The organism is Sphingomonas naasensis, assembly GCF_004792695.1.
In the GTDB taxonomy this organism is placed as follows: domain Bacteria; phylum Pseudomonadota; class Alphaproteobacteria; order Sphingomonadales; family Sphingomonadaceae; genus Sphingomonas; species Sphingomonas naasensis.
On sequence record NZ_SRXU01000007.1, the window covers coordinates 154355 to 174884 of the forward strand.

19 protein-coding genes and 1 pseudogene are annotated in these 20530 nt (G+C 67.8%); 9 read left to right on the forward strand and 11 right to left on the reverse strand.

The features are described 5' to 3' along the window. The first annotated feature begins 18 nt into the window (after positions 1–18). A protein-coding gene (locus tag E5A74_RS16135) for an IS5 family transposase (protein WP_135986649.1) occupies positions 19–785 on the forward strand; the annotation gives its coding sequence in 2 pieces (ribosomal slippage) (positions 19–331 and positions 331–785; 768 coding nt in all). Between the two features lie 115 nt (positions 786–900). On the opposite strand, the gene E5A74_RS16140 is transcribed toward E5A74_RS16135, so the two are convergent. From E5A74_RS16140 to E5A74_RS16155, 4 genes are read right to left on the reverse strand one after another with little or no spacing between them, the layout of a single operon-like run. Next, positions 901–1737, reverse strand: a complete 837-nt coding sequence (locus E5A74_RS16140) for a S1/P1 nuclease (protein ID WP_135986650.1) — start codon at positions 1735–1737, stop codon at positions 901–903. A 39-nt stretch (positions 1738–1776) separates the two neighbouring features. Beyond that, positions 1777–2802, reverse strand: a complete 1026-nt coding sequence (locus E5A74_RS16145; protein WP_135986651.1) for a DUF6624 domain-containing protein — start codon at positions 2800–2802, stop codon at positions 1777–1779. Continuing rightward, on the reverse strand, positions 2799–3761 hold the full coding sequence (locus E5A74_RS16150; RefSeq protein ID WP_240699850.1) for an isoaspartyl peptidase/L-asparaginase family protein: 963 nt from the start codon (positions 3759–3761) through the stop codon (positions 2799–2801). Before E5A74_RS16150 ends, E5A74_RS16145 begins: the two co-directional genes overlap by 4 nt. Before the next feature lie 35 nt (positions 3762–3796). Continuing rightward, entirely contained in the window at positions 3797–4978 is a 1182-nt protein-coding gene (locus tag E5A74_RS16155; RefSeq protein ID WP_135986653.1) for an acyltransferase family protein, read from the reverse strand. A 90-nt stretch (positions 4979–5068) separates the two neighbouring features. Here E5A74_RS16155 and E5A74_RS21275 point away from each other — a divergent pair, with 90 nt between their 5' ends. After that, on the forward strand, positions 5069–5902 hold the full coding sequence (locus tag E5A74_RS21275) for a LytTR family DNA-binding domain-containing protein (RefSeq protein WP_240699851.1): 834 nt from the start codon (positions 5069–5071) through the stop codon (positions 5900–5902). 60 nt (positions 5903–5962) lie between these two features. Here the strand turns inward: E5A74_RS21275 and E5A74_RS16165 are convergent. After that, positions 5963–7048, reverse strand: a pseudogene (locus E5A74_RS16165) (acyltransferase family protein); the annotation flags it as partial. A gap of 165 nt (positions 7049–7213) precedes the next feature. Between E5A74_RS16165 and E5A74_RS16170 the strand changes: the two are divergent. Genes E5A74_RS16170 through E5A74_RS16195 form a run of 6 tightly spaced genes read left to right on the forward strand, consistent with a single transcriptional unit; the run spans position 7214 to position 12380 of the window. Further along, entirely contained in the window at positions 7214–9148 is a 1935-nt protein-coding gene (locus E5A74_RS16170) for a DNA/RNA non-specific endonuclease (protein ID WP_166745631.1), read from the forward strand. Positions 9149–9203: 55 nt separating this feature from the next. Continuing rightward, positions 9204–10328 carry a flavodoxin-dependent (E)-4-hydroxy-3-methylbut-2-enyl-diphosphate synthase gene (gene ispG, locus E5A74_RS16175; RefSeq protein WP_135986657.1) on the forward strand — a complete coding sequence of 375 codons (1125 nt, stop codon included), beginning with the start codon at positions 9204–9206 and terminating at the stop codon, positions 10326–10328. Continuing rightward, positions 10325–11230, forward strand: coding sequence for a DMT family transporter (locus E5A74_RS16180; protein ID WP_135986658.1), 906 nt, complete (start codon positions 10325–10327; stop codon positions 11228–11230). The genes ispG and E5A74_RS16180 overlap by 4 nt, the downstream gene beginning before the upstream one ends. Next, positions 11227–11703 (forward strand): GNAT family N-acetyltransferase, encoded by a 477-nt coding sequence (locus E5A74_RS16185; protein ID WP_135986659.1) that lies wholly within the window; start codon positions 11227–11229, stop codon positions 11701–11703. Before E5A74_RS16180 ends, E5A74_RS16185 begins: the two co-directional genes overlap by 4 nt. 3 nt (positions 11704–11706) lie before the next feature. Continuing rightward, complete coding sequence (locus E5A74_RS16190) at positions 11707–12024, forward strand: DMT family transporter (RefSeq protein ID WP_135986660.1); 318 nt, start codon at positions 11707–11709, stop codon at positions 12022–12024. Next, entirely contained in the window at positions 12024–12380 is a 357-nt protein-coding gene (locus E5A74_RS16195) for a TfoX/Sxy family protein (RefSeq protein ID WP_135986661.1), read from the forward strand. The genes E5A74_RS16190 and E5A74_RS16195 overlap by 1 nt, the downstream gene beginning before the upstream one ends. Before the next feature lie 150 nt (positions 12381–12530). On the opposite strand, the gene E5A74_RS16200 is transcribed toward E5A74_RS16195, so the two are convergent. The 3 genes from E5A74_RS16200 to E5A74_RS16210 form a co-directional block, all read right to left on the reverse strand. Next, positions 12531–13175: a DUF1345 domain-containing protein gene (locus E5A74_RS16200; protein WP_206365892.1), complete on the reverse strand. Its 645-nt coding sequence runs from the start codon at positions 13173–13175 to the stop codon at positions 12531–12533. A gap of 168 nt (positions 13176–13343) precedes the next feature. Further along, positions 13344–13928 (reverse strand): inorganic diphosphatase, encoded by a 585-nt coding sequence (gene ppa, locus E5A74_RS16205; RefSeq protein WP_135986662.1) that lies wholly within the window; start codon positions 13926–13928, stop codon positions 13344–13346. A gap of 35 nt (positions 13929–13963) precedes the next feature. Further along, complete coding sequence (locus E5A74_RS16210) at positions 13964–15859, reverse strand: M61 family metallopeptidase (protein ID WP_135986663.1); 1896 nt, start codon at positions 15857–15859, stop codon at positions 13964–13966. 126 nt (positions 15860–15985) lie between these two features. Between E5A74_RS16210 and E5A74_RS16215 the strand changes: the two genes are divergently transcribed. Continuing rightward, a complete protein-coding gene (locus E5A74_RS16215; protein ID WP_206365893.1) occupies positions 15986–17317 on the forward strand; it encodes a methyltransferase family protein in 1332 nt (443 codons plus the stop codon). A gap of 83 nt (positions 17318–17400) precedes the next feature. Here E5A74_RS16215 and E5A74_RS16220 read toward each other — a convergent pair whose 3' ends face one another. From E5A74_RS16220 to E5A74_RS16230, 3 genes are all read right to left on the reverse strand, one after another. Next, positions 17401–18774 carry a glutamate--cysteine ligase gene (locus E5A74_RS16220; RefSeq protein ID WP_135986664.1) on the reverse strand — a complete coding sequence of 458 codons (1374 nt, stop codon included), beginning with the start codon at positions 18772–18774 and terminating at the stop codon, positions 17401–17403. A gap of 58 nt (positions 18775–18832) precedes the next feature. After that, positions 18833–19573, reverse strand: coding sequence for a 16S rRNA (uracil(1498)-N(3))-methyltransferase (locus tag E5A74_RS16225; RefSeq protein ID WP_135986665.1), 741 nt, complete (start codon positions 19571–19573; stop codon positions 18833–18835). A gap of 139 nt (positions 19574–19712) precedes the next feature. Beyond that, entirely contained in the window at positions 19713–20498 is a 786-nt protein-coding gene (locus tag E5A74_RS16230; RefSeq protein WP_240699852.1) for an EF-hand domain-containing protein, read from the reverse strand. Positions 20499–20530: the final 32 nt, after the last annotated feature.

Here is a 20530-nt window from a genome sequence, read left to right on the forward strand (position 1 = left end):
TTCTGATTCAGCACCGGCATGAGCCGATATGACCTGACCGACTTCGAGTGGCGCGTGATCGAGCCGATACTGCCCAACAAACCACGAGGCGTGGCGCGCGTTGACGATCGCCGCGTGCTGAATGGCATCTTCTGGGTGTTGCGATCAGGTGCGCCATGGCGCGACCTGCCTGAACGCTACGGACCGCGAACCACATGCTACAACCGCTTCGTGCGATGGCGGAAGGTGGGTGTCTGGGATCGCATGATGGATGCGATCACCGCTGCACACGACCGCGACATCCAGATGATCGATAGCACTTCCGTTCGCGCCCATCAGCAGGCCGCGACGGCAAAAAGGGGGATCGAGATCATTGTCTCGGTCGTTCCCGAGGCGGGCTCACTACCAAAATCCACGCGGTCGTCGATGGGCAAGGCCTCCCGATCCGGCTGAGCCTGACCGCTGGGCAAAGCCACGACGGCCAAGCTGCCGACGACCTCCTCGACCATGTAAGCGCGGGAACAATCGTGCTCGCAGATAAAGCCTACGATGCCGATCGCATCCGAGCATCCCTCCGCGAGAAAGGTGCATTCGCCAATATCCCGCCCAAGGCCAATCGGCGTTCCAAGCCCTATTTCAGCACGTGGCTCTACCGTGAGCGAAACCTGATTGAGCGCTTCTTCTCCAAGCTGAAGCACTTTCGCCGCGTCGCAACGCGCTATGACAAGCTGGCTGAGAACTTCCTCGCGATGGTCCAACTCGCTTCAATGCGGCTGTGGCTTCGCGTTTATGAGTCTACGGCCTAGCTCTCTTTAGCCCCTCCCCTTCAGGGGAGGGGATGGGATGTCTCACCGAGACCATCCCGCCTGGCGCACTGCCCCACCCCAACCCCTCCCCTGAAGGGGAGGGGCTCCTTTGAATCTACCCCAAAGCTTCATCCAGCAGCCGAGCGAGCCTCAGCCCACCCTTGACGATCTGCTGCCGCGCCGGCTCGACCAGCTTCTCGATCGTCGCCTCGTCGAGCTTCGCGCGCTCGGGCACCGGCCCGCACGGATCGCCATAGGCGCTGGCATAGGCAACGTCGCGGGCGATCTGCCAGCTGTCGCGGCTCCAGTCCTCGACGCTGCCGCCATTCACTGCGGCGCGCTCCTCGGCCGAATAGACGCGCACCAGCGAGGGCGGCGTCGAGATCGCGCGCTCGGCGAGCAGCCCGTCCCAGATGCTGTGGAGGTTGAGCCGGTCGGTCGCGTAGATGCCGTAGCTCGATTTGGCGCGGTTGCCGCCGAGATCGCCGCGGTCGCCGGCATGGAGCGGCTGGTGCAGGTCGCCGACGAAATGGACGAGGAACGCCAGCGCCATCACCCGCTCGCGCACCGGCACCTTGCGGTCCTTGAGCAGCTTGCTGGCGCGCTCGATCTGCGCCGAGACGCAATTGCCGTCGGGGCAATTGCCCTTGAGCGTGAAGTCCTTGCAGACGTTCACATTCTGATAGTGCCAGTTATAGGCATAGCTGAAGCGCGGCCCGAGCTCCTTGATGCAATCGGGCCAGACGCTCGCCTCCTCGATCGTCCGCGCCGGGCAGGTCGGCGTCTCGAGCAGATATTGGTGCTTGAGCAGCTTGCCGATCTCGGCGCGCACCGCCGGCGTGACGTTGCGATAGGCGATCGCCGCCACGGTCTCATGGCCATATTCCCAATAGGCGGCGGCAGGGGTGGCGAAGCCGAGCAGCGCGGCGAGGAGCAGCAGGATGCGAGTCATGCTGCCGGACTAGGCGAGCATGCGGCACGCATCAACGGATCAGTTGGCCGGGCAGGGCCCGAAGCTGGCGTCCAACGAGGCCAGATACTCCGCCAACGGGCCAAGCCCCGCCCATGCCCGACGCGCGTCGACCGCGTCGTGCTTCTCCAGCAGCTGCGGCAGGCGCTTGCCGCCCTCGCAATGCGCCTGGGTCGCGTACCGCTGCTTGCCGCTGAGCTTGAGCATCGTCCGGTCGTAGAGATAGGCGTAGTCGCTGCGCGAGACCTCGCCCCTGGCGCTCAGCGGCTCCATCAGTCGCAGCACCTTGAGCTGGAACGCCGGATCGAGGTCCGCATGCTGGGCGAGCAGCCATGCCGCGTTGCTGGCCGGCGCGCCGACCCGGGGAATCGAAGGCCAGCCCTTTTCGGCGATCAGCGCCTTGAGCATTTCGGTGTTCCTGTGGTCCTCGCGCCCGACCGCGACGCTGATATAGGCTTCGAGCAGCGCCCATTCCGGATCGGTCTGCACAGGTCCCTGACCGGGCATTCGCCAGCTGAACGCGCGGCGATATGCTTGCTCGCGCACTACTGCGCGGAGCAGCTTCATTGCTTCGGCATTGCCGTTCACCCAGCCAGGTTCGAACGGCACGCTCTCCGCACCCAGCCTCACCCCGTGGGCGAAGATCTCCCATCGGGTCCGCGCGGCGCGCGCGGCGGCATCGAAGCTCGCCCAATCGGCGAATGCCCTGGCGCGCAATGCGAAGACGCCGAAAGTGAAGCAGCGATCGTCGTTATCGCCGGCGTGCGGGAGCGCGACTGACTCGACGCCCATTGCCCGAAGTTCGGCCCGGACCTCGCGCTCGCGCGCGGCGCTGCATGCGTCGGCCCAGCGGAGCGCAGCGATCCAGTCCGCTTTCTCGGCCGTGGTCGCCCGGCTGAACGCGCCCTTCAGCCACGAGAGGTCGGTGGTGTCGAGCAAGCCGTCGCGCACATGCACGGCGATCGCCGACGGCGGATCGAGAGGCTGCGCCGCCGCGGGGACCGCGATCGACGCCGCCAGCGCGCCGAGCAGCAGGAGGCGCCTCATTCCTCGCCGTAAAAGGCCACCAGGCGATCGCCGCTCGACGAGGCCTTGCCGCGGTACATGCCCGGCGTGTTGAAGGTCCACGCCATCTCGCCATTCGGCCCGGTGAGGATCACGCCGCCGGTGCCGCCCAGCGCCTTGACCTCGGCCATCACCGTCTCGGCCGCCGCCTGCAAGGTCTCGCCCCTGAAGCGCACCCGCGCGCAGATCTCGTGGGTCACGCCCTCGCGGATGAAGAATTCGCCCGCCCCGGTCGCCGAGACGGCGCAGGCGCGATCGTCGGCATAGGTGCCCGCGCCGATGATCGGGGCGTCGCCGATTCGGCCCCAGCGCTTGCCGGTGAGCCCGCCGGTCGAGGTCGCGGCGGCGACATGGCCGTCCTGGTCCATCGCCACCGCGCCGACCGTGCCGTATTTCAAGTCGACGTCGAACCAGCCGAGCTTGTCGTTGGCCTTCATCTTGTCGAGCTGTTTGCGGCGCTCGGGGGTGGCGAACCAGCTGTTCTCGACCTGCTCGAGCCCCTGCTCACGCGCGAACTGATCGGCGCCCGCGCCCGAGAGCATGACGTGCGGGCTCTTCTCCATCACCGCGCGCGCGGCGGCAACCGGGTGCCGCGTGGTGGTGATGCCGGCGACCGACCCCGCGGCGCGGTTGCGTCCGTCCATGATCGCCGCGTCGAGCTCGTTGCGGCCGTCCCAGGTGAACACCGCGCCGCGCCCGGCATTGAAGTGCGGATCGTCCTCGAGCACCTGCACCGCCGCCTGCACCGCGTCGAGCGAGGAGCCGCCGCCGGCCAGCACCTTCGATCCGGCATCGAGCGCGGCGTTGAGCCCCGCGGCGATGCCCTTTTCCTGCTCGGGGGTGACCCGGCCCTTCTCGATGATCCCGGCGCCGCCATGGATGACGAGCGTCCATTTCGGCTTTTGCGCGGATTGCGCCTGGGCCTGGGCGGAAAGCGGCATGAGAAGGGCTCCGAGCAACAAGGGCAAGAGGCGCATCAAGGCACTCCCTGAAGGGGTGCCGCCTCCCTAGCAGATCGCGGCTGCGGTGCCAGCCGGCGAAGGCCGATCAGCGGCCGCAGCCAGCCGGCCTCGCGGCCGCCGAGATAGAACAGCCAGCACCCGGCCACGGTTGCGGCGAGCAGCGCGACGAACTCGATCGCCGGCGGCAGCGCGAAGCGGAGCAGATACCAGCCGGTGACGACGATGATCGTCTGGTGGATGATGTAGAAGGGGAACACCGCCTCGGTCAGCGTCCGCCGCCACGCATGGTCGCGGTTCCAGAAGCGGTCGGCGAGCCCGATCAGCGCGACGATCGCGCACCAGCCCATCACCAGCCGCGCCGCCGCGAAGGGCAGGCGGAGCGCCGTGTCGGGCGCCAGTCCGGTCATCCACGCCGCGAGGATCCCGGCGATCACGGCATAGCCGAGCAGCGCGAGCGCGCCGGCGAGCCGCCATTGGCGCCGGATCGCGGCCCAGGCCCGCGGCGCATCGGCGAGGAAGAAGCCGAAGGCGAAGGCGGGGAAATACATTCGGTGCGCGGTCCAGTCGCCGATCAGCGCATGCGTCGGCTCGGCGCCGCGCGCGCTCACTGCCATGTGCACCGCCAGCCAGGCGAGCGGCACGAGCAGCAGCCCCGGCCCGCTCAGCAGATCGTCGGCGAAGCGCGCGAAGCTCGACCGCGCCGCGCCCGGCGTCAGCGCGAGGATCGCGGCGAGCGCGAGCGTATAGACCCATAGATAGACGACGAACCAGAGATGCTGCCACGTCGGCAGCACGATCCCGTCGAGCGTTCCGAAGCGGAAATAGTCATGCGCCCAGAATTGCGCGAAGCTGCCGGCATAGCCGTGCTGGGTCACCAGCTCGATCCACGGCTGGGGCGGGATGATCAGCACCGCCGCGAACAAGGTCGGGACGATCAGCCGCGCGGTGCGGTCGCGCAGGAAACGCCCCATGCCCGCCGACTTGCCGAGCACCGCGGCGGTCGCGAAGCCCGATACGGTGAACAGCAGCGGCAGCCGCCACGCGTTGCTGGCGAGCATCGGAAATTCCACCCAGTCGAGCGGCTGCGCGGTCTTCACGTGCCAGCCCCACGGCACGAAGAACATGCCGATATGGTAGAGGATCAGCAGCGCGAACGCCCCGATCCGCAGCCAGTCCATCCCGTAATGCCGTTCCATTGCGCTACCTCCCGTTGGTCGATGCGCAATCGGCTAGCGAGGCGCGATCGGGCCCGGTATCGAGATGGGAGAAGCGGCGGACGGGCTGGGATGGGCGAAGACGGGGCAGGGACGAACGGCGGCGAAGGCGGGACGAGCGGCGAGGACCTCCGCCGCCGCCGGATCCTGTGGCTCGCGCTCGGGCTCGCCGCCTTTCTCGTCGTCCAGTCGATCGCCAATGTCGAATCGACCGTCGAGGATATGGCCAAGCTCGGCGTGATCGAAAGCCGCACGCATGTCTGGACGTGGCAGCTCACCAGCGTGGTGGTCTGGCTGGCGCTGATGCCGCTGCTCGGCTGGCTGGTCGCGCGGGTGCGCCCGCCGCGCTTCTCGTGGCCGGTCACGATCCTGCTCCACGCGCTCGCCACGGTGCCGGTGTCGCTGGTCCATGTCGTCGCGATGGTCGCGCTGCGCAAGCTCGCCTATGCGGCGGGGGGCGAAGGCTATGATTTCGGGCCGTGGCCGATGACCCTGCTCTACGAATATCGCAAGGACGTCGCGTCCTATCTGCTCGCGGTGCTGTTCCTCGCCTTCGCCCAGTGGCTGCTCGCGCGGCCGGCACCGGCCGCGGCCCCGCAGCGCGACATGTTGCTCGTCGCCGACGGCAGCGTCACCCATCACGTGCCCCCCGATACGATCGAATCGGCCTCGGCGGCGGGCAATTATGTCGAGATCGTGTGGAGCGGGCGCGCCTTGCTCCACCGCGCCACGCTCGCGGCGCTGGCCGAACGGCTAGGCCCGGACTTCGTGCGCATCCATCGCGGGCGGATCGTCCGCCGCGCCGCGGTGCGCAGCATCGAGACCGACAAGAGCGGCGATTTCACCGTCACGCTCGAAAGCGGCGCCACGCTGCGCGGCAGCCGGCGCTATCGCGGCGGGCTTTGAGGCGAGCCCGATCAGCGGCCTGAGCCAGCCGATCCGCCGCCCCGCCGCATAGACCGCGAAGCACACCAGCGCGGTGCCCGAGAGCAGCAGCGTGAACTCGGCGAACGGCCCGAGCGCGAGCGGCAGCGTGTACCAGGCGATCAGCACGATCGCCGGATGATGGACGATGTAGAAGGGGAACACCGCCTCGGCGAGCGGCTTGCGCCAGCGATGGTCGCGGTTCCACCAGCGCTCGGCGACATGGAACAGCGCGACGATCATGCTCCACGCCATCGCCACGCGCGCCGCGCGGTCGAGCGCCATCCATGCGTGCGGCGGGATCGCGGTCCCCGGCCAGGCCAGCTCGACCGTGACGAGCACCGCGCCGGCGATCGCCGCCACGCCGAGCGCCGCCTTCCACAGCCGCGCGATCGCCGGCCAGAGCTGCGGCGCCCCGGCCAGCGCGAAGCCGAACAGGAAGATCGGGACATATTGGCTGTGCCCGCTCCAGTCGCTTGCCAGCCCCTGCCGTTCGGGGACGACGAACAGCAGCGCGAGCCGCAGCGTCGCCAGCCCGGCGATCGGCACCCAGAGCAGCCGCGGCCCTTGCGCCAGCCAGGCCGCGGCGCGGTCCAGCCACGCGGCCACCGCAGCGCCGCGCCAGCCGATCAGCGCGGCGAGCAGCAGCGTGTAGGTCGCGAGATAGGCGACGAACCAGAGATGCTCCCAGCTCGGGAACTCGCGCCCGTAGAAACTGCCCGCGCGCCAATAGTCGATTGCCCAGAAATGGAGGTAATTGTGCGGGTAGCCGGTCTCGAGCACGCGCACCCACATCTCGAGCGGCACCACCGCCGCCATCCCGAAGCCGAGCGGCACCAGCAGCCGCAGCGCACGCGAGCGGGCAAAGGCCCGCGCGCCGCCCGATCGGTCGAACAGCTTGCGCGAGGCATAGCCCGATACCGCGAACAGCAACGGCAGTCGCCACGGCGTCAGCAGCGCCATCGGGGCGATCAGCGCGGGATAGCTATGGGGGGTCTTGATCACCCACGCCCAGGGCGCGAACACCATCGCGACGTGATAGACGATCAGCAGGGCGAACGCGGCGATGCGCAGCCAATCCATGCCGTAATGGCGCTGACCCTGTATCATCGGCGATGCCGCGCTCATCGTTTCGGACCCGTTTCGCCTTTGCCGGCGGGCAAGCGCGCGCTATAATCCCGACTCTCTAATCAAAACATTAGTGGCCACCCGTCGCATGGCCGAATTCGCGTCTGTCGATTTCGCAGCATGGGGGGACGTCCGATGGCCTCGATCGAGAATTCGCCAATCGCAATGCGGCCTGCGGTCGTCGAGGACGAAGCGGTCATTGCGGAAATCGCGCAGGCCGCCGCCCGGGCGCGTGCCGGCAGTCCGGCGGCCCGGCGCCGCGCCCGCGTCGTGCGCGCGAAGACCGACAAGGATTTCGCCACGCGGCTCGGCTTCGTCGAACAGACGCAGAGCGACCCGAACGGCTTCGAGCGGATCATCGGCACCAGCAATCTGCTCGCGATCAACTTTCTCGATCGCGGCAGGCGCTCGGCCGATGCGGTGTGCCGGATCAAGCTGCCGATGGAGGGCGGTCATGCCTATGGCACCGGCTTCCTGATCTCGCCGCGGCTGCTGATGACCAACAACCACGTCCTCGCCAGCGCTGCCGAGGCCGCGCAGGCCGAGGCCGAATTCGGCTATGAGCATGATCTCGACGGCGTGCTCGCGGATCCGGTCGGCTTCAACCTCGATCCGCATACGCTGTTCATCACCAGCGCCGAACTGGATGTGACGCTGGTGGCGGTGGCGGCGCTCGCCGAGAGCGGCAGGCCGCTCGATCGCTATGGCTGGCTCCCGCTGATCCCGATGACCGGCAAGGTCGTCGACGGCGAATGGGTATCGATCATCCAGCACCCCAATGGCGATCCGAAGCAGATCGCGATCCATGCCAGCCAGGTGCTCAAGACCGCCGCCTCAGGCCCCGGCGGCGATCGGTCCAATTTCCTGCATTACTCGACCGATACCGAGCCGGGCTCGTCGGGCTCTCCGGTGTTCAACGATCAGTGGCAGGTCGTCGCGCTCCATCACAAGGCGGTCCCGGCGCCGCAACGATCGGCCAATGCGCCGGTCGAATGGATCGCCAATGAAGGCGTGCGGATCAGCGCGATCTCGCGCTGGCTCGAGCGCAGCCGGTTCGAGGACGAGAACGCCCGGCGCGCGCTCGATCAGATCGGTCGCGCGATGGGCTTTCCGCCGCTGGTCGAGCCGGCGGTATCGGCATCCTCGCTCTGGCCGACCGAGCAATATGCCCCCTTCAGGCAAACGCGCTGGAAGGACCCCGAAATCGGCTATCGCCCCGATTTTCTGAGCAAGGCGATCGACCTCGAGCCGATCTACCGGGCGCGTGCCAAAGCGGGCGACGTCGCGCCGCTGCGCGAAGGGGCGGGGCACGAGCTGCGCTATTTCCATTTCTCGGCATTGCTCCACGCCCGGCGGCATTTTCCGCTGATGACCGCGGTCAATATCGACGGCGCCAATCTGGTCCGCCCCGCCGAGCGCAAGGACACCTGGCGGCAGGATGCCCGCATCGACCCCGAATATCAGCCCGACGACAATTTCTACGTGCGCACCAGGGCCGAGGAGAAAGTCTATTTCAGCCGCGGGCATCTGGTGCGGCTGCTCGATCCCTGCTGGAGCCACGCCACCGATTCCGAGCAGCGCAAGGCCGACGGCATTCGCGGCATGGAGGACAGCTTCCATTTCACCAACGCCGCGCCGCAGGTGCAGAGCTACAATGACGAGGACTGGGGCAACCTCGAGGATTATATCCTCGAAAAGGCCCAGAGCAGCACGCGCCGGCTGAGCGTCTTCACCGGCCCGATCTTCCGCGATCGGGATCCCTGGTACGGGCGGCAGCGCACCGGCGGGCCGTGGCAGATTCCGCTATCCTTCTGGAAGATCGCCGTGCTCCAGAAGACCGATACCCAGATCGTCGCCGCCGCCTTCATCGTCGGGCAGGTCGAGTATGTCCGGGCGCTCTACGAGGCCAAGATATATAGCGGGCTCAAGCCCTACTCGATCGAGGAGATCCGATCGCGCAAGCTGCAGACGACGATCGAGACCGTCGAAAAGCAGACCGGGCTGGATTTCGGCGCGCTCAAGCGCTTCGACGCGGCCAATGCGCTCGAATCGACGCGTCGGACGCGCTGGATCGCACGGCTCGACGACATCTCGATCTAAGGCTCGCAACCGGCTGCCGCTGACGCTATATGGGCGCTGTCCACCGAGAGTAGCCATGTCCGTACGCCCCTGGCGCGATATCGTCCGCCGTCCCAGCCGCCAGATCATGGTGGGCAATGTTCCCGTCGGCGGCGATGCGCCGGTCACCGTCCAGACGATGACCAATACCGCCACGTCCGACGCGAAGGCGACGATCGACCAGATCCGCCGCTGCGAGGAGGCGGGCGCCGACATCATCCGCGTCTCGTGCCCCGATGTGGAGAGCACCGCCGCGTTGAAGCAGATCGTCCGCGCCAGTCGCGTGCCGCTCGTTGCCGACATCCATTTCCACTACAAGCGCGCGCTCGAAGCCGCCGATGCCGGCGCCGCCTGCCTGCGGATCAATCCGGGCAACATCGGCTCGGCCGATCGCGTCAACGAAGTCGTCAACGCCGCCAAGGCCAATGGCTGCGCGATCCGCATCGGCGTCAATGCCGGCAGCCTCGAGAAGGATCTGCTCGAGAAGTACGGCGAGCCCTGCCCCGAGGCGCTGGTCGAGTCGGCGCTCGATCACATCAAGCTGCTTCAGGACCGCGACTTCCACGAATTCAAGGTCGCGGTGAAGGCAAGCGACGTATTCCTCGCCGTCGCCGCCTATCAGCAGCTCGCCGACGCGGTCGATTGCCCGCTCCATCTCGGCATCACCGAAGCCGGCGGGTTCGTCGGCGGCACGGTCAAGAGCGCGATCGGGATCGGCTCGCTGCTCTGGTTCGGGATCGGCGACACGATCCGCGTCAGCCTCTCGGCCGAGCCCGAGGAGGAAGTCCGCGTCGGCTTCGAGATCCTGAAGGCGCTCGGCATCCGCAATCGCGGCGTTCGGGTGGTGAGTTGCCCGAGCTGCGCGCGGCAGGGCTTCGACGTGATCCGCACCGTCCAGACGCTCGAGGAGCGGCTCCAGCACATCCGCATCCCGATGTCGCTGTCGGTGCTCGGCTGCGTCGTCAACGGCCCGGGCGAGGCGCGCGAGACCGATATCGGCCTCACCGGCGGCGGCAATGGCAAGCACATGGTCTATCTGTCGGGGGTGACCGATCATACCGTGTCGAGCGAGGACATGCTCGATCACATCGTCAAGCTCGTCGAGGCCAAGGCGGCCGAGATCGAGGCCGTGGAGAGCGCCGCCGCGCAAGCCGCGGAGTGAACCGTCCCGGCAGCCAGGTCGCCGCCGCGTTCGCGGCCGCTTGCGCCGGCATCGCGCTCTACGCGGTGATGGACGCGGTGATGAAGGGGCTGGTGCTCGCGATCGGCGCCTTCGCCGCGCTGTTCTGGCGACTGGTCGCGGGGACTTTGCTCTCGGGCGTCCTCTACGGCTTCTCGCGCCCCAAATGGCCGCCGCTGGCCACGATCCGCGTCCATTTCGCGCGCAGCGCCGTGGTCGCGGTGATGGCAATCGCCTTTTTCTGGGGAATCGGCCGCGTGCCGCTCGCCGAGGCGATCGCGCTGTCGTTCATCGCGCCGCTGATCGCGCTCGCTCTCGCCGCGATATTCCTCAAGGAGCAGATCGGCATGCGCTCGGTGCTGGCGTCGCTGCTCGGGCTCGTCGGGGTCGGCGTGATCCTCGCCGGACGGCTCGGCGCGACGCAGAGCGACGATGCGCTGCTCGGGATGGCCGCGATACTGCTCTCGGCGGTGTTCTACGCGATCAACCTCGTGATCGCCCGGCATCAGGCGCAGATCGCGAAGCCGCTCGAGATCGCTGCATTCCAGAATGTGTTCGTCCTCGCGATCTTCTGCGTTCCGGCACCGTTGCTGCTGCGCTTGCCCGAGGCGCAGCATCTGCCGGCGATCGCCGCCGCCGCTGGCCTTGCGATCGTCTCGCTGCTGCTGCTTTCCTGGGCCTATGCGCGCGCCGAGGCGCAGATATTGCTCACCGTCGAATATACCGCCTTCATCTGGGCCTCGCTCATGGGCTGGTGGGTGTTCGGCGAGAAGCTCACGCTTGCCACCGTGGCGGGCACCGTCCTGATCGTCGCCGGATGCCTACTCGTCGCGCGCAGGCAGCACAGCGGCGCCGCACCCGAAGCAGAGGCTGCCCTGCCATGATCGAGATCCGTCCCGCCACGCCCGCCGACGTGCCGCTGATCCTGCGGCTGGTGCGCGAGCTCGCCGAGTTTGAGCGCGAACCCGACGCGGTAAAGGCGACCGAGCCGATGCTGGAGCAGGCGCTGTTCGGCGAACGCCCCGCCGCCGAGGCGGTGATCGCCGAAGTCGACGGTACGCCGGCCGGCTTCGCGCTGTTCTTCCAGAATTTCTCGACCTGGACCGGCCGCCCCGGAATCTATCTCGAGGATCTCTACGTCACCCCCGCCGCGCGCGGCGCCGGAGTCGGCACCGCGCTGCTGCGCCATCTCGCCGGGGTCGCGCTCGATCGCGGCTGCGGTCGGTTCGAATGGGCGGTGCTCGACTGGAACCAGCCGGCGATCGACTTCTATCGCGCGATGGGCGCGGTCGGCATGGACGAATGGCGCGTCCAGCGCGTCGCCGGCGATTCGCTCGCCCGGCTGGCGGGGCGCTAGGCGATGGCCTGGGCCTGGCTGATCCTCGGCGGCCTGTTCGAAGTCGGCTTCACCACCTGCCTGCGCTTCGCCGACGGGTTCAGGAACGTCCCATGGACGCTCGGTTTCCTCGTCTCGGTGTCGCTGTCGATGCTCCTCCTCGACATCGCCGCCCGCACCATTCCGATGGGCACCGCCTATGCGGTGTGGACCGGCATCGGCGCGCTCGGTACGGTGATCATCGGCATGATCTGGTTCGGGGAACCCTTCACAGTGACGCGCTCGCTGCTCATCCTCGGCGTGGTCGCCTGCATCGCGGGCCTCAAGCTCACCGCGCACTGATGGCCGTCGACGAGGGCCTTGTCGCATGGGTGACCGAGGCGCTCGAGCCGGTCGGCAGCGTGACGATGCGCCGGATGATGGGCGGCGCGACGCTGTACATCGACGGCACGATCTTCGGAATCGTCCATGACGGCGAGCTCTGGTTCAAGGCCGATGCCGAGAGCAACGCGCTCTGGGACGAGGCGGGGCATCGCGAACGGTTCACCGTGATGTTCTCGACCGGCATGTCCGACACGATGAATTACCGCCGCGCGCCGAGCGACGTGTACGACGATGCCGATGCGATGCGCGAATGGGCTGCCCACGCCATCGCCGCCGGCATGCGCGCGCCGAAGAAGAAGCCGAAGAAGCGCTAATCCCTCTCCCCTTGTGGGAGAGGGAGGGAGCCGATGAAATCGGCGGAAGGGTGAGGGGGAGTGTGTCCTACCAGACCTCCCCCTCATCCTTCCCACTCGATTTCATCGAGTGGGCCCCTTCCTTTCCCACAAGGGGAGAAGGAGGAGTACCTATCCCCCCAGCACGTTGATCGTGAACGCGACGATGCCGAGGTTGAACACGAACGCCGCGAGGCAGTGCAAGGTCACCACCTTGCGGATCCCCCGGTCGGTGACGCTGACGTCGCTGGTCTGGAAGGTCATGCCGAGGCAGAAGGCGAAATAGACGAAGTCCCAGTAATCGGGCTCGGGCTCTTCGGGGAATTCGAGGCCGGCGGCGTCGCCGCCGTCGCCCGAGCGATAATAGAGATGCGCATAGTGCAGCGCGAAGATCGTGTTGCTGAACACCCAGCTCAACACCAGCGTCCCGACGATCAGCGCGATCGCGCGCCCATCGGGCGCATCGCCCTGCATCAGCTCGCTGGCGACTGCGACGAGGACGACGAGGCTCACTGCGAAGGTCAGGAAGAGCAGCAGCAGCCGGTTGGCGTCGTTGAGCCGCGCCGAGCGGCGCATGTCGTCCGAGCGGTGGCCGAGCAGCGGCAGCACCGCGAGCAGGAACACCACCGCCCCGGCATCGAACCCGAGCATCGCTCCGGTGCGCAGCCCGAAGGCGGGGATCGCGAAGAACAGCGCGATCGCAGTGGCGGCGAGGAACAGCAGGAAGCGCGGCGGGGCAATCAGGTTGCCGATCGCACGTGGGGGATCGGTGGTCATCAGACCAGCCTAGAGCTTGATCCAGCCGGTTGAAAGCAGCCTGTTCCCGGCGAAGGCCGGGGCCCAGTTGCCATGCCGTCGGAGAGGATGGTCTTCGCTCGCCGGGTTCGTCGATCCTGGGCCCCGGCCTTCGCCGGGGAACAGGTGCAAGCGAACCCGGCCAGTGCCTCAACCCTGCGGGGTGCTGACCCCGGTGGCGTCGACCGAAGCCTTCGCGGCGGCCTTGTTGCTGTTGTAGCGTTCGATCGCCTCGAGCGTGATGCGACGCGCATCCTCGGCGCCGCCCCAGGTGCCGACGCGCACCCATTTCTTCTTCTCGAGATCCTTATAGTGCGTGAAGAAATGCTCGATCTGCTCCATCACGATGCTGGGCAGGTCGTCCTTTTCCTCGATGTCCGAATAATAAGGGAAGGTCTTGTCGTCGGGGACGCAGACCAGCTTCTCGTCGCCGCCGGCCTCGTCCTCGAGGTTGAGCACCGCGATCGGGCGCGCGCGGACGACGCAGCCCGGCACGAAGGGCGAGCGCGCGATCACCAGCGCGTCGAGCGGATCACCATCGGGCGAGAGCGTGTGCGGCACGAAGCCGTAATTGGCCGGGTAGCGCATCGGGGTGTGGAGGATGCGGTCGACGAACAGCGCGCCGCTCGCCTTGTCGAACTCGTATTTCACCGGCTCGCCGCCGGTCGGGACCTCGATGATGACGTTGAGGTTGTTCGGCGGATCATCACCCACCGGAATCAGATCGATACGCATTTCAGACCTTGCTTGGGTTGGCGCCCGGCCCCGTCTCAGCGAGGCTCGAGCAGCTTGTCGAGGCCAGCCTCTCCCGTGGCCGTCTTAACGAGGTGCGGATAGCGAAGCCCGCCATGATAGTCGATGGCGACTTCGCGGTAGCGATCGCCGCTCTTGAGCAGCAGCTTGATCGGCTCCTTGCTGCCCTTCGCCTCCTTGACCGCCGTCTTCAATCGGTCGCCGGTATAGCCGCGGCCGTTCACCGCGACGATCTCGTCGCCGAGGTCGATGCCCGCGTTGAACGCCGGGCTGTCCCACGCAACGGTGCTGATCCCCTTTGAGCCGAGCGTCAGCCCGAGCGAATAGGCGAGGTCGACCGCCGACTTGGGCGTCGCCTTGTTGGGCTCCTCGGTATAGACCAGCTTGTAGCCGTTGCGCTCGAACCCGCCGAGCGGCGCGCGCTCCGAGACCTTGTTGACGCGCTGGTCGAGCAGCGCCCGCCAGTCATAGGGCTGGATCGCATTGAGCGTGCGGACGACGTCGTCGAAAGTGTAGGTCACTTCGCCATAATCGCCGTCGCGGCCCTGGAAGAAGGCGCGGGCGAAATCGTCGATCGACCTGGTGCCCTTCGACTGCTCGCGCAGGATCGAATCGACTTCCATCCAGATCAGCAGGCCTTCGTTGTAATAATCCTCCGAGCGCTGCCAGCTCACCCAGCCCTTGGGCTGGCGCGCGGTGATCACCGGATCGTTGGTGGTATCGCCCATCGGCCGCCACTCGCGCGCCTTGCGATTGTCGAGGCTGGCCATGATCGCCGCATAGGATTCGAGCGTGTCGGGCTTGCTCACCAGCCCCGAGCGCGTCTGGAAGACATAGCCCCAGAACTGCGTCTGGCCCTCATAGACCCAGAGCAGCGAGCCGCGCGTCGGGGTGCGGTAATCGGGTGCCCAGAGATCGGCGCCGCGGCGATATTTGCCGTCCCAGCTATGCGTGTATTCATGCGGCAGCAGATCGCGGTCGCCCGCACCATCGGCCCATTTGGTGAAATAGCCCGGCGACACGCCGTTCTCCGAGCTGCGGTGATGCTCGAGCCCGATCCCGCCCAGCTCGTCGCTGATCGAAAGCAGGAAGTGGTAGTTGTCATATTGCTGCGAGCCCATCGTCTTGACCGCCTGCTCGACGAGCCGCTTGTGCGTGTCGATCTGCTCGGGCTTGGCCTCGAGCTCCTCCGGGCTGTCGGCGAACACGTCGAGCGTCACGCGCGGGCTGAGCGCGAACGGACGGTAGTAGCGGCCGGCGAGCACCGGCGAGTCGACCAGCACTTCGTAATTGGTCTTTTCGTAGCTGTAGGTCGAACCGGTCGCCCTGGACGGGAGGCCCGATGCCGCCGACCAGCCCTCGGGATACTTCACTTTGGCCTGCACCGGGATGCGGCGGACGAAATAGCCGGCCGGGTAGAGGCTCATCGAATTGAACTGCAGGCTCATCATCGCCGGCGTCATCACGATGCGGCCCTGGTTGGGAACCGTCGCCGAGGCGAACTGGAATTCGAGGTCGAGTTTCTTCGCGCCCGCCGGCACGTCGATATGGAAGGCGAAGACGTCGACCGGGTCGCGCTTCCACGCCACCGGCTTGCCATTGGCGCTGATCTGCAGGCCGGTCAGCTTCTCGATCTCGCCGCGCGGGCCGTGCTTGCCCTGCAGCCACTTCGGATAGAGCAGCACCATATGGCCGCTCTTCACCACCGGGATGGTCTGCTTCACCCGGAAGATGCCGCGCTGGGTGTCGGTCGCGTCGATGTCGAGCAGCATCGTGCCGGGATAGGCGATGTCGCGCGCCTCGGGGATCGTGTCGACATGGGGCGCCGGCTGCGGCGCGGAGTTCTGCGCAAGGGCGGGAGCGGTGGAAGCGGTGGCGAGGAGCAAGGCGGCGTAGGACAGCGCACGGAGCATGTAGGGCGACCTCATCGGAGGAAGGGGATGGCGGCTCTTAGGCCTTTGGATTGCCGACGGTAAAGAGGCGCTCGCGCGCCGCGTCCTTCACGGCTCGCTAACCATTGCGGGCTAGATGTTTCGGCCATGTATCACGACCCCGCATTGGCCCGCGCCAAGGCCGATCCGCGTCCGCGCTCGGCGGTGAGCAGCGGCGTCGGGCTCGCCGGGCTGGCGGGGATGACCGGCTGGGTCGTCGTCGCGCACTGGTTCGGGATGAACGGGCCCTATGCCGCGCTGGTCAACGTCGCCGCCTGCGCGCTGCCGATGGTGCTCTGGTCACTCCTGGTCGACAAGGTCCACCGCAATCCCACCACCGGGATCGATTGGTCGCGCGCGCGGCCATGGCGCGAGACGCTCGATGTCTCGATCACCAAGCTCACCGGGCTGTGGCTCACCTGGGGCGCGATCGCCGCGATCTATGTGCTGAGCCGGGTGTGGAGCGAGACGCGCTACGCCAATTATCCCTTCGCGATGTCGTGCTTCCTCGCCGCGGCGCCGGTGCTGTTCGTGCTGTCGGTGCCCTATGTCCTCTGGCTCGACCGGCGGCTGACGGAGCCGCGCGACGGCGCCTGGTCGCTCGGCGCGTGGGCGATGGGCGCCGAGGGCTGGAACGCCGAGGCCATCTTCAACCATCTGCGCAGCTGGGCGGTGAAGGCGTTCTTCCTCGCCTTCATGGTCGCGATCGTGCCGCCGGGCTTCGCCGAGTTCGTCTCGATCGATCCGCGCGCGGTGCTGCGCAATCCGGTCGACCTCGCGATGTACTGCGTCACCTTCATGTTCGTGATCGACGTCGCCTTCGCCACCGCGGGCTATATCCTCACCTTCCGTCCGCTCGATTCGCACATCCGCACCGCCAATCCCTATGCGGCGGGCTGGACCGCGGCGCTGATCTGCTACCCGCCCTTCCTGCTGATGGGGGAGGGTGGTCCGCTCGACTATCACGAGGGCAGCGCCGACTGGTCGTACTGGCTCGGAAACTATCCCTGGGTGCTGCCGGTGCTCGGCGCGGTGCTGGTTGCGCTGACCGCGATCTATGCCTGGGCGACGATCGCGTTCGGGCTGCGCTTCTCCAATCTCACCCATCGCGGCATCCTGACCCACGGCCCCTATGCCTGGAGCCGTCACCCTGCCTATCTGTCGAAGAACCTCTTCTGGTGGCTCTCGACCATGCCGTTCCTCGCCACCACCGGCTGGCACGACGCTGTCCGCAACGCCGCGGTGATGGCCTGCGTCAGCGGCGTCTACTACTGGCGCGCGCGCACCGAGGAGCGCCATCTCGGCAGCGATCCGGCCTATCAGGAATATTCGGCGTGGATGGCGCGCAACGCGCCGGTTCCGCGGCTGTTTGCGCGGCTAAAATCCTCCGTCACCCCGGCCGCAGTGCCGGGGTCCACCGGGAGGACGGCGAGCAGCTAGAGCCGCTTGCCTTTCGATATAGACTTAGTGGATCCCGGCACTTCGGCCGCGATGACGAAATCCAGGTTGGCGTGAACGCGAGGCTAGAACTTCGCCTCTTCGTACACCCGGCTGATATCGCCGCCCCAATCGCCGTTGAACCGGTCGAGCAGGATTTGCGCGGGCACCCGGCCGGTGCGGACGATCTCGCGCAGCGGATCGAGGAAGCCGCTCTCATTGTCGCCCGAGGCGTTGAGCCGGCCGCGGGCGTTGAGCCCCGACGCGGCGATGTCGAGCACTTCGCCGGCGATGTCCTTGAGCTTGCCGCCGCCGGGGATCGGCGCGTCGAGCGCCAGCTTCGGCACCGCGCTCCGCAGCGCCTCGCGCTCCTCCATCGACCAGCCCTTGACCAGCTCCCACGCCGCGTCGAGCGCGGCATCGTCGTAGAGCAGCCCGACCCAGAAGGCCGGCAGCGCGCAGATCCGGCCCCAGCGCCCGCCATCGGCGCCGCGCATCTCGAGAAACTGCTTCATCCGCACTTCGGGGAAGGCGGTCGACAAGTGGTCCGCCCAATCGTCGATCGTCGGCTTGTGGCCGGGATAGGCGGGCAGCTTTCCTTCGAGAAAGTCGCGGAAGCTCTGCCCGGCGGCGTCGATATATTCGCCGTCGCGATAGACGAAGTACATCGGCACATCGAGCGCATAGTCGGTATAGCGCTCATAGCCGAAGCCGCCTTCGAAGACGAAGGGCAGCATGCCGGTGCGCGCGGGATCGGTGTCCGACCAGATATGGCTGCGGAAGCTGAGAAAGCCGTTGGGCTTGCCCTCGGTGAAGGGCGAGTTGGCGAACAGTGCGGTCGCCAGCGGCTGGAGCGCCAGCCCGACGCGGAACTTCTTCGCCATGTCGGCTTCGCTGGCATAATCGAGATTGACCTGGATCGTGCAGGTCCGCAGCATCATGTCGAGCCCGAGGTTGCCGACGCGCGGCATGTGGCTGAGCATGATCTTGTAGCGGCCCTTGGGCATGATCGGCAGCTCGGCGCGCGTCTTGTCGTGCCACATGCCGAGCCCGAGAAAGCCAACACCGAGCTGGTCGCCCACCGCCTTGACCTGCTTGAGGTGGCGCCCCGCCTCGGCGCAGGTCTCGTGGAGATTGTCGAGCGGCGCGCCCGAGAGCTCGAACTGGCCGGCCGGCTCGAGGCTGATCGTGCCGTCGGGGCCCGAGAGCGCGATCACCTTGCCGCGCTCCTCGACCGGCTTCCAGCCATAGCTGGTCAGCGCCATCAGGAGGTCGCGGATGCCGCCGGGCTCGTCATAGCTCGGCGCGTGATGGTCCCTGGTCGAAAAGACGAACTTCTCGTGCTCGGTGCCGATCCGCCAGCGGTCCCTGGGCTTCTCGCCGCGCGCGAAATAGTCGACGAGCTGGGCCCGGTCCTCGATGACCGCTGCGTTGCTGTTCGAAACGGTCTTCGTGCTCATCCGCGGGCCTTTAGCTGCGCGCGATGACCCGCGCCAGTGGCAATTTCATACCGTTCGGTCACCAATCGCCAACCGCGCCCATCCAAAGACTTACGGCCGCCGCAGCGGCGGTTTCGGCGCGCAGGATGCGCGGGCCGAGCGCGATGCCGACGGCCTGCGGATGCGCGCGGATCGCGTCGCGTTCCTCCGGGTCGAACCCGCCCTCGGGGCCGATCAGGATCGCGGCGGGGCCCGGCCGCGCGCGCATCGCCTCCAGCGCGGGAAGTCCGCCGGTCTCGTCGGCGAAGAACAGCGCCCGCTCCGCCGGCCAGTCGCGCAGCAGCGCGAGGAGCTTGACCGGCTCGACCAGCTCGGGAAGCGCAGTGCGCCCGCATTGCTCGGCGGCCTCGATCATGTGGCTGCGCAGCCGCTCGAGGTTGAGCTTGTCGACCACCGCGCGGCGGGTGAGCACCGGCGCCACCCGCTCGACGCCCAGCTCGCACGCCTTCTCGACCACCCAGTCGATCCGGCCCTTCTTGATCGGTGCGGCGCATAGCCACAGATCGGGCACCGCCTCGCGCTCGCGCAGCTTGCCCGAGACGTCGAGGACGAGGTCGCGCTTGCCGATCGCCTGCGCGACGCCGAGCCATTCGCCGGTGACGTCGTCGAACAGCTTGACCGGATCGCCGGCCTTCATCCGCATCACCTGGATCAGATAATGCGCCGGCGCCCCGTCGATGCGCAGCGGCCCGGGGGCGAGGGGGGTCTCGACGAACAGGCGCGGGGTGGATTGCGGCGGCCAGGCGGGGGTTGCGGGCATGCCGTTCCCTAACGTGCGCCACCTCTTCCGTCACCCCGGCCGAAGTGCCGGGGTCCACCGAAAGGCAAGAGGATGGGCAAGCGGCGAGAGGGATCCGCCGGCGGCAGGGTGGACCCCGGCGCTTCGGCCGGGGTGACGATCAAGGAATATCCTGCCGCGCGCCTTTATCGCCACGCGGCGGCCGGCCGCCAAAGCCGCGCAGCTTGGGCAGCTCGCTCTTCTCGAGTCTGCCGTCGTGGTTGGCGTCGAGCATCGCGAAGCGCGCCGATGCCGCCTTGGCGAACTCGGCGGGATCGACGCCGCGGTTGAGGTTGCGATCGGCGACGGTCACCGGCTCGGGATAGTCGAGATAGCCGAAGCGCGCCGCGCCCTGCTTCATGCCGAGGCTGCGATCCGCCCCGCCGCGCGGACCGTCGCCATCGCCGCCGGCCCCGCGCGGACCGTCACCGCCCGGGCCGCCACCGCCGCCCGGCGGACCGCCGCGACGCCCGCCAGGACCGCGGCCGCGCCCGCCGCCGCCACCGCCCGGTCCGCCGCCGAAGCCGCTGGTGCGGATCTCGGGCGCGAGCACGGTCTCGTAGCGTTCGATATCGTCGGGATCGATCTCGCCGTCCTTGCGCTGGTCGAGCGCCGCGAAGAAGCGCGCGGCATCGGCGAGCATTTCCTCCTCGCTCAGCTTGCCGTCGTGATCGGTGTCGGCGCCGTCGAACCAGGCGTCGTGCGGCGCGGGGCCGTCGGGCGTGCCGCGAAACGGCTCGCCCATCGGGCTGATGAACAAGGGGCCGCGCGGACGCACGCCGATCCCCGGCGGCGGGCCGTCGGGCCGCCAGTCGCCCGGCGGGGCGGCTTCCGGCGGGCCGTCCTGCGCCATCGCGCTGCCGGTTCCGGCCAGCAGGATCAGACTCCCCAACAAGATTGCACGCACGCTTCGCCTCCCGCGATTGAACCCGGCAAGCG

Excerpts from the sequence above, each read along its gene's own strand:
- E5A74_RS16195 (WP_135986661.1), top strand. The coding sequence starts at position 12,024 with ATGGCCGTCGACGAGGGCCTTGTCGCATGGGTGACCGAGGCGCTCGAG.
- E5A74_RS16145 (WP_135986651.1), bottom strand. The coding sequence starts at position 2,802 with ATGAGGCGCCTCCTGCTGCTCGGCGCGCTGGCGGCGTCGATCGCGGTC.
- E5A74_RS16215 (WP_206365893.1), top strand. The coding sequence starts at position 15,986 with ATGTATCACGACCCCGCATTGGCCCGCGCCAAGGCCGATCCGCGTCCG.
- E5A74_RS16185 (WP_135986659.1), top strand. The coding sequence starts at position 11,227 with ATGATCGAGATCCGTCCCGCCACGCCCGCCGACGTGCCGCTGATCCTG.
- E5A74_RS16170 (WP_166745631.1), top strand. The coding sequence starts at position 7,214 with ATGCGGCCTGCGGTCGTCGAGGACGAAGCGGTCATTGCGGAAATCGCG.
- ispG (WP_135986657.1), top strand. The coding sequence starts at position 9,204 with ATGTCCGTACGCCCCTGGCGCGATATCGTCCGCCGTCCCAGCCGCCAG.
- E5A74_RS16190 (WP_135986660.1), top strand. The coding sequence starts at position 11,707 with ATGGCCTGGGCCTGGCTGATCCTCGGCGGCCTGTTCGAAGTCGGCTTC.
- E5A74_RS16150 (WP_240699850.1), bottom strand. The coding sequence starts at position 3,761 with ATGCCGCTTTCCGCCCAGGCCCAGGCGCAATCCGCGCAAAAGCCGAAA.
- E5A74_RS16220 (WP_135986664.1), bottom strand. The coding sequence starts at position 18,774 with ATGAGCACGAAGACCGTTTCGAACAGCAACGCAGCGGTCATCGAGGAC.
- E5A74_RS21275 (WP_240699851.1), top strand. The coding sequence starts at position 5,069 with ATGGGCGAAGACGGGGCAGGGACGAACGGCGGCGAAGGCGGGACGAGC.
- E5A74_RS16140 (WP_135986650.1), bottom strand. The coding sequence starts at position 1,737 with ATGACTCGCATCCTGCTGCTCCTCGCCGCGCTGCTCGGCTTCGCCACC.
- E5A74_RS16200 (WP_206365892.1), bottom strand. The coding sequence starts at position 13,175 with ATGACCACCGATCCCCCACGTGCGATCGGCAACCTGATTGCCCCGCCG.
- E5A74_RS16155 (WP_135986653.1), bottom strand. The coding sequence starts at position 4,978 with ATGGAACGGCATTACGGGATGGACTGGCTGCGGATCGGGGCGTTCGCG.
- E5A74_RS16225 (WP_135986665.1), bottom strand. The coding sequence starts at position 19,573 with ATGCCCGCAACCCCCGCCTGGCCGCCGCAATCCACCCCGCGCCTGTTC.
- ppa (WP_135986662.1), bottom strand. The coding sequence starts at position 13,928 with ATGCGTATCGATCTGATTCCGGTGGGTGATGATCCGCCGAACAACCTC.
- E5A74_RS16210 (WP_135986663.1), bottom strand. The coding sequence starts at position 15,859 with ATGCTCCGTGCGCTGTCCTACGCCGCCTTGCTCCTCGCCACCGCTTCC.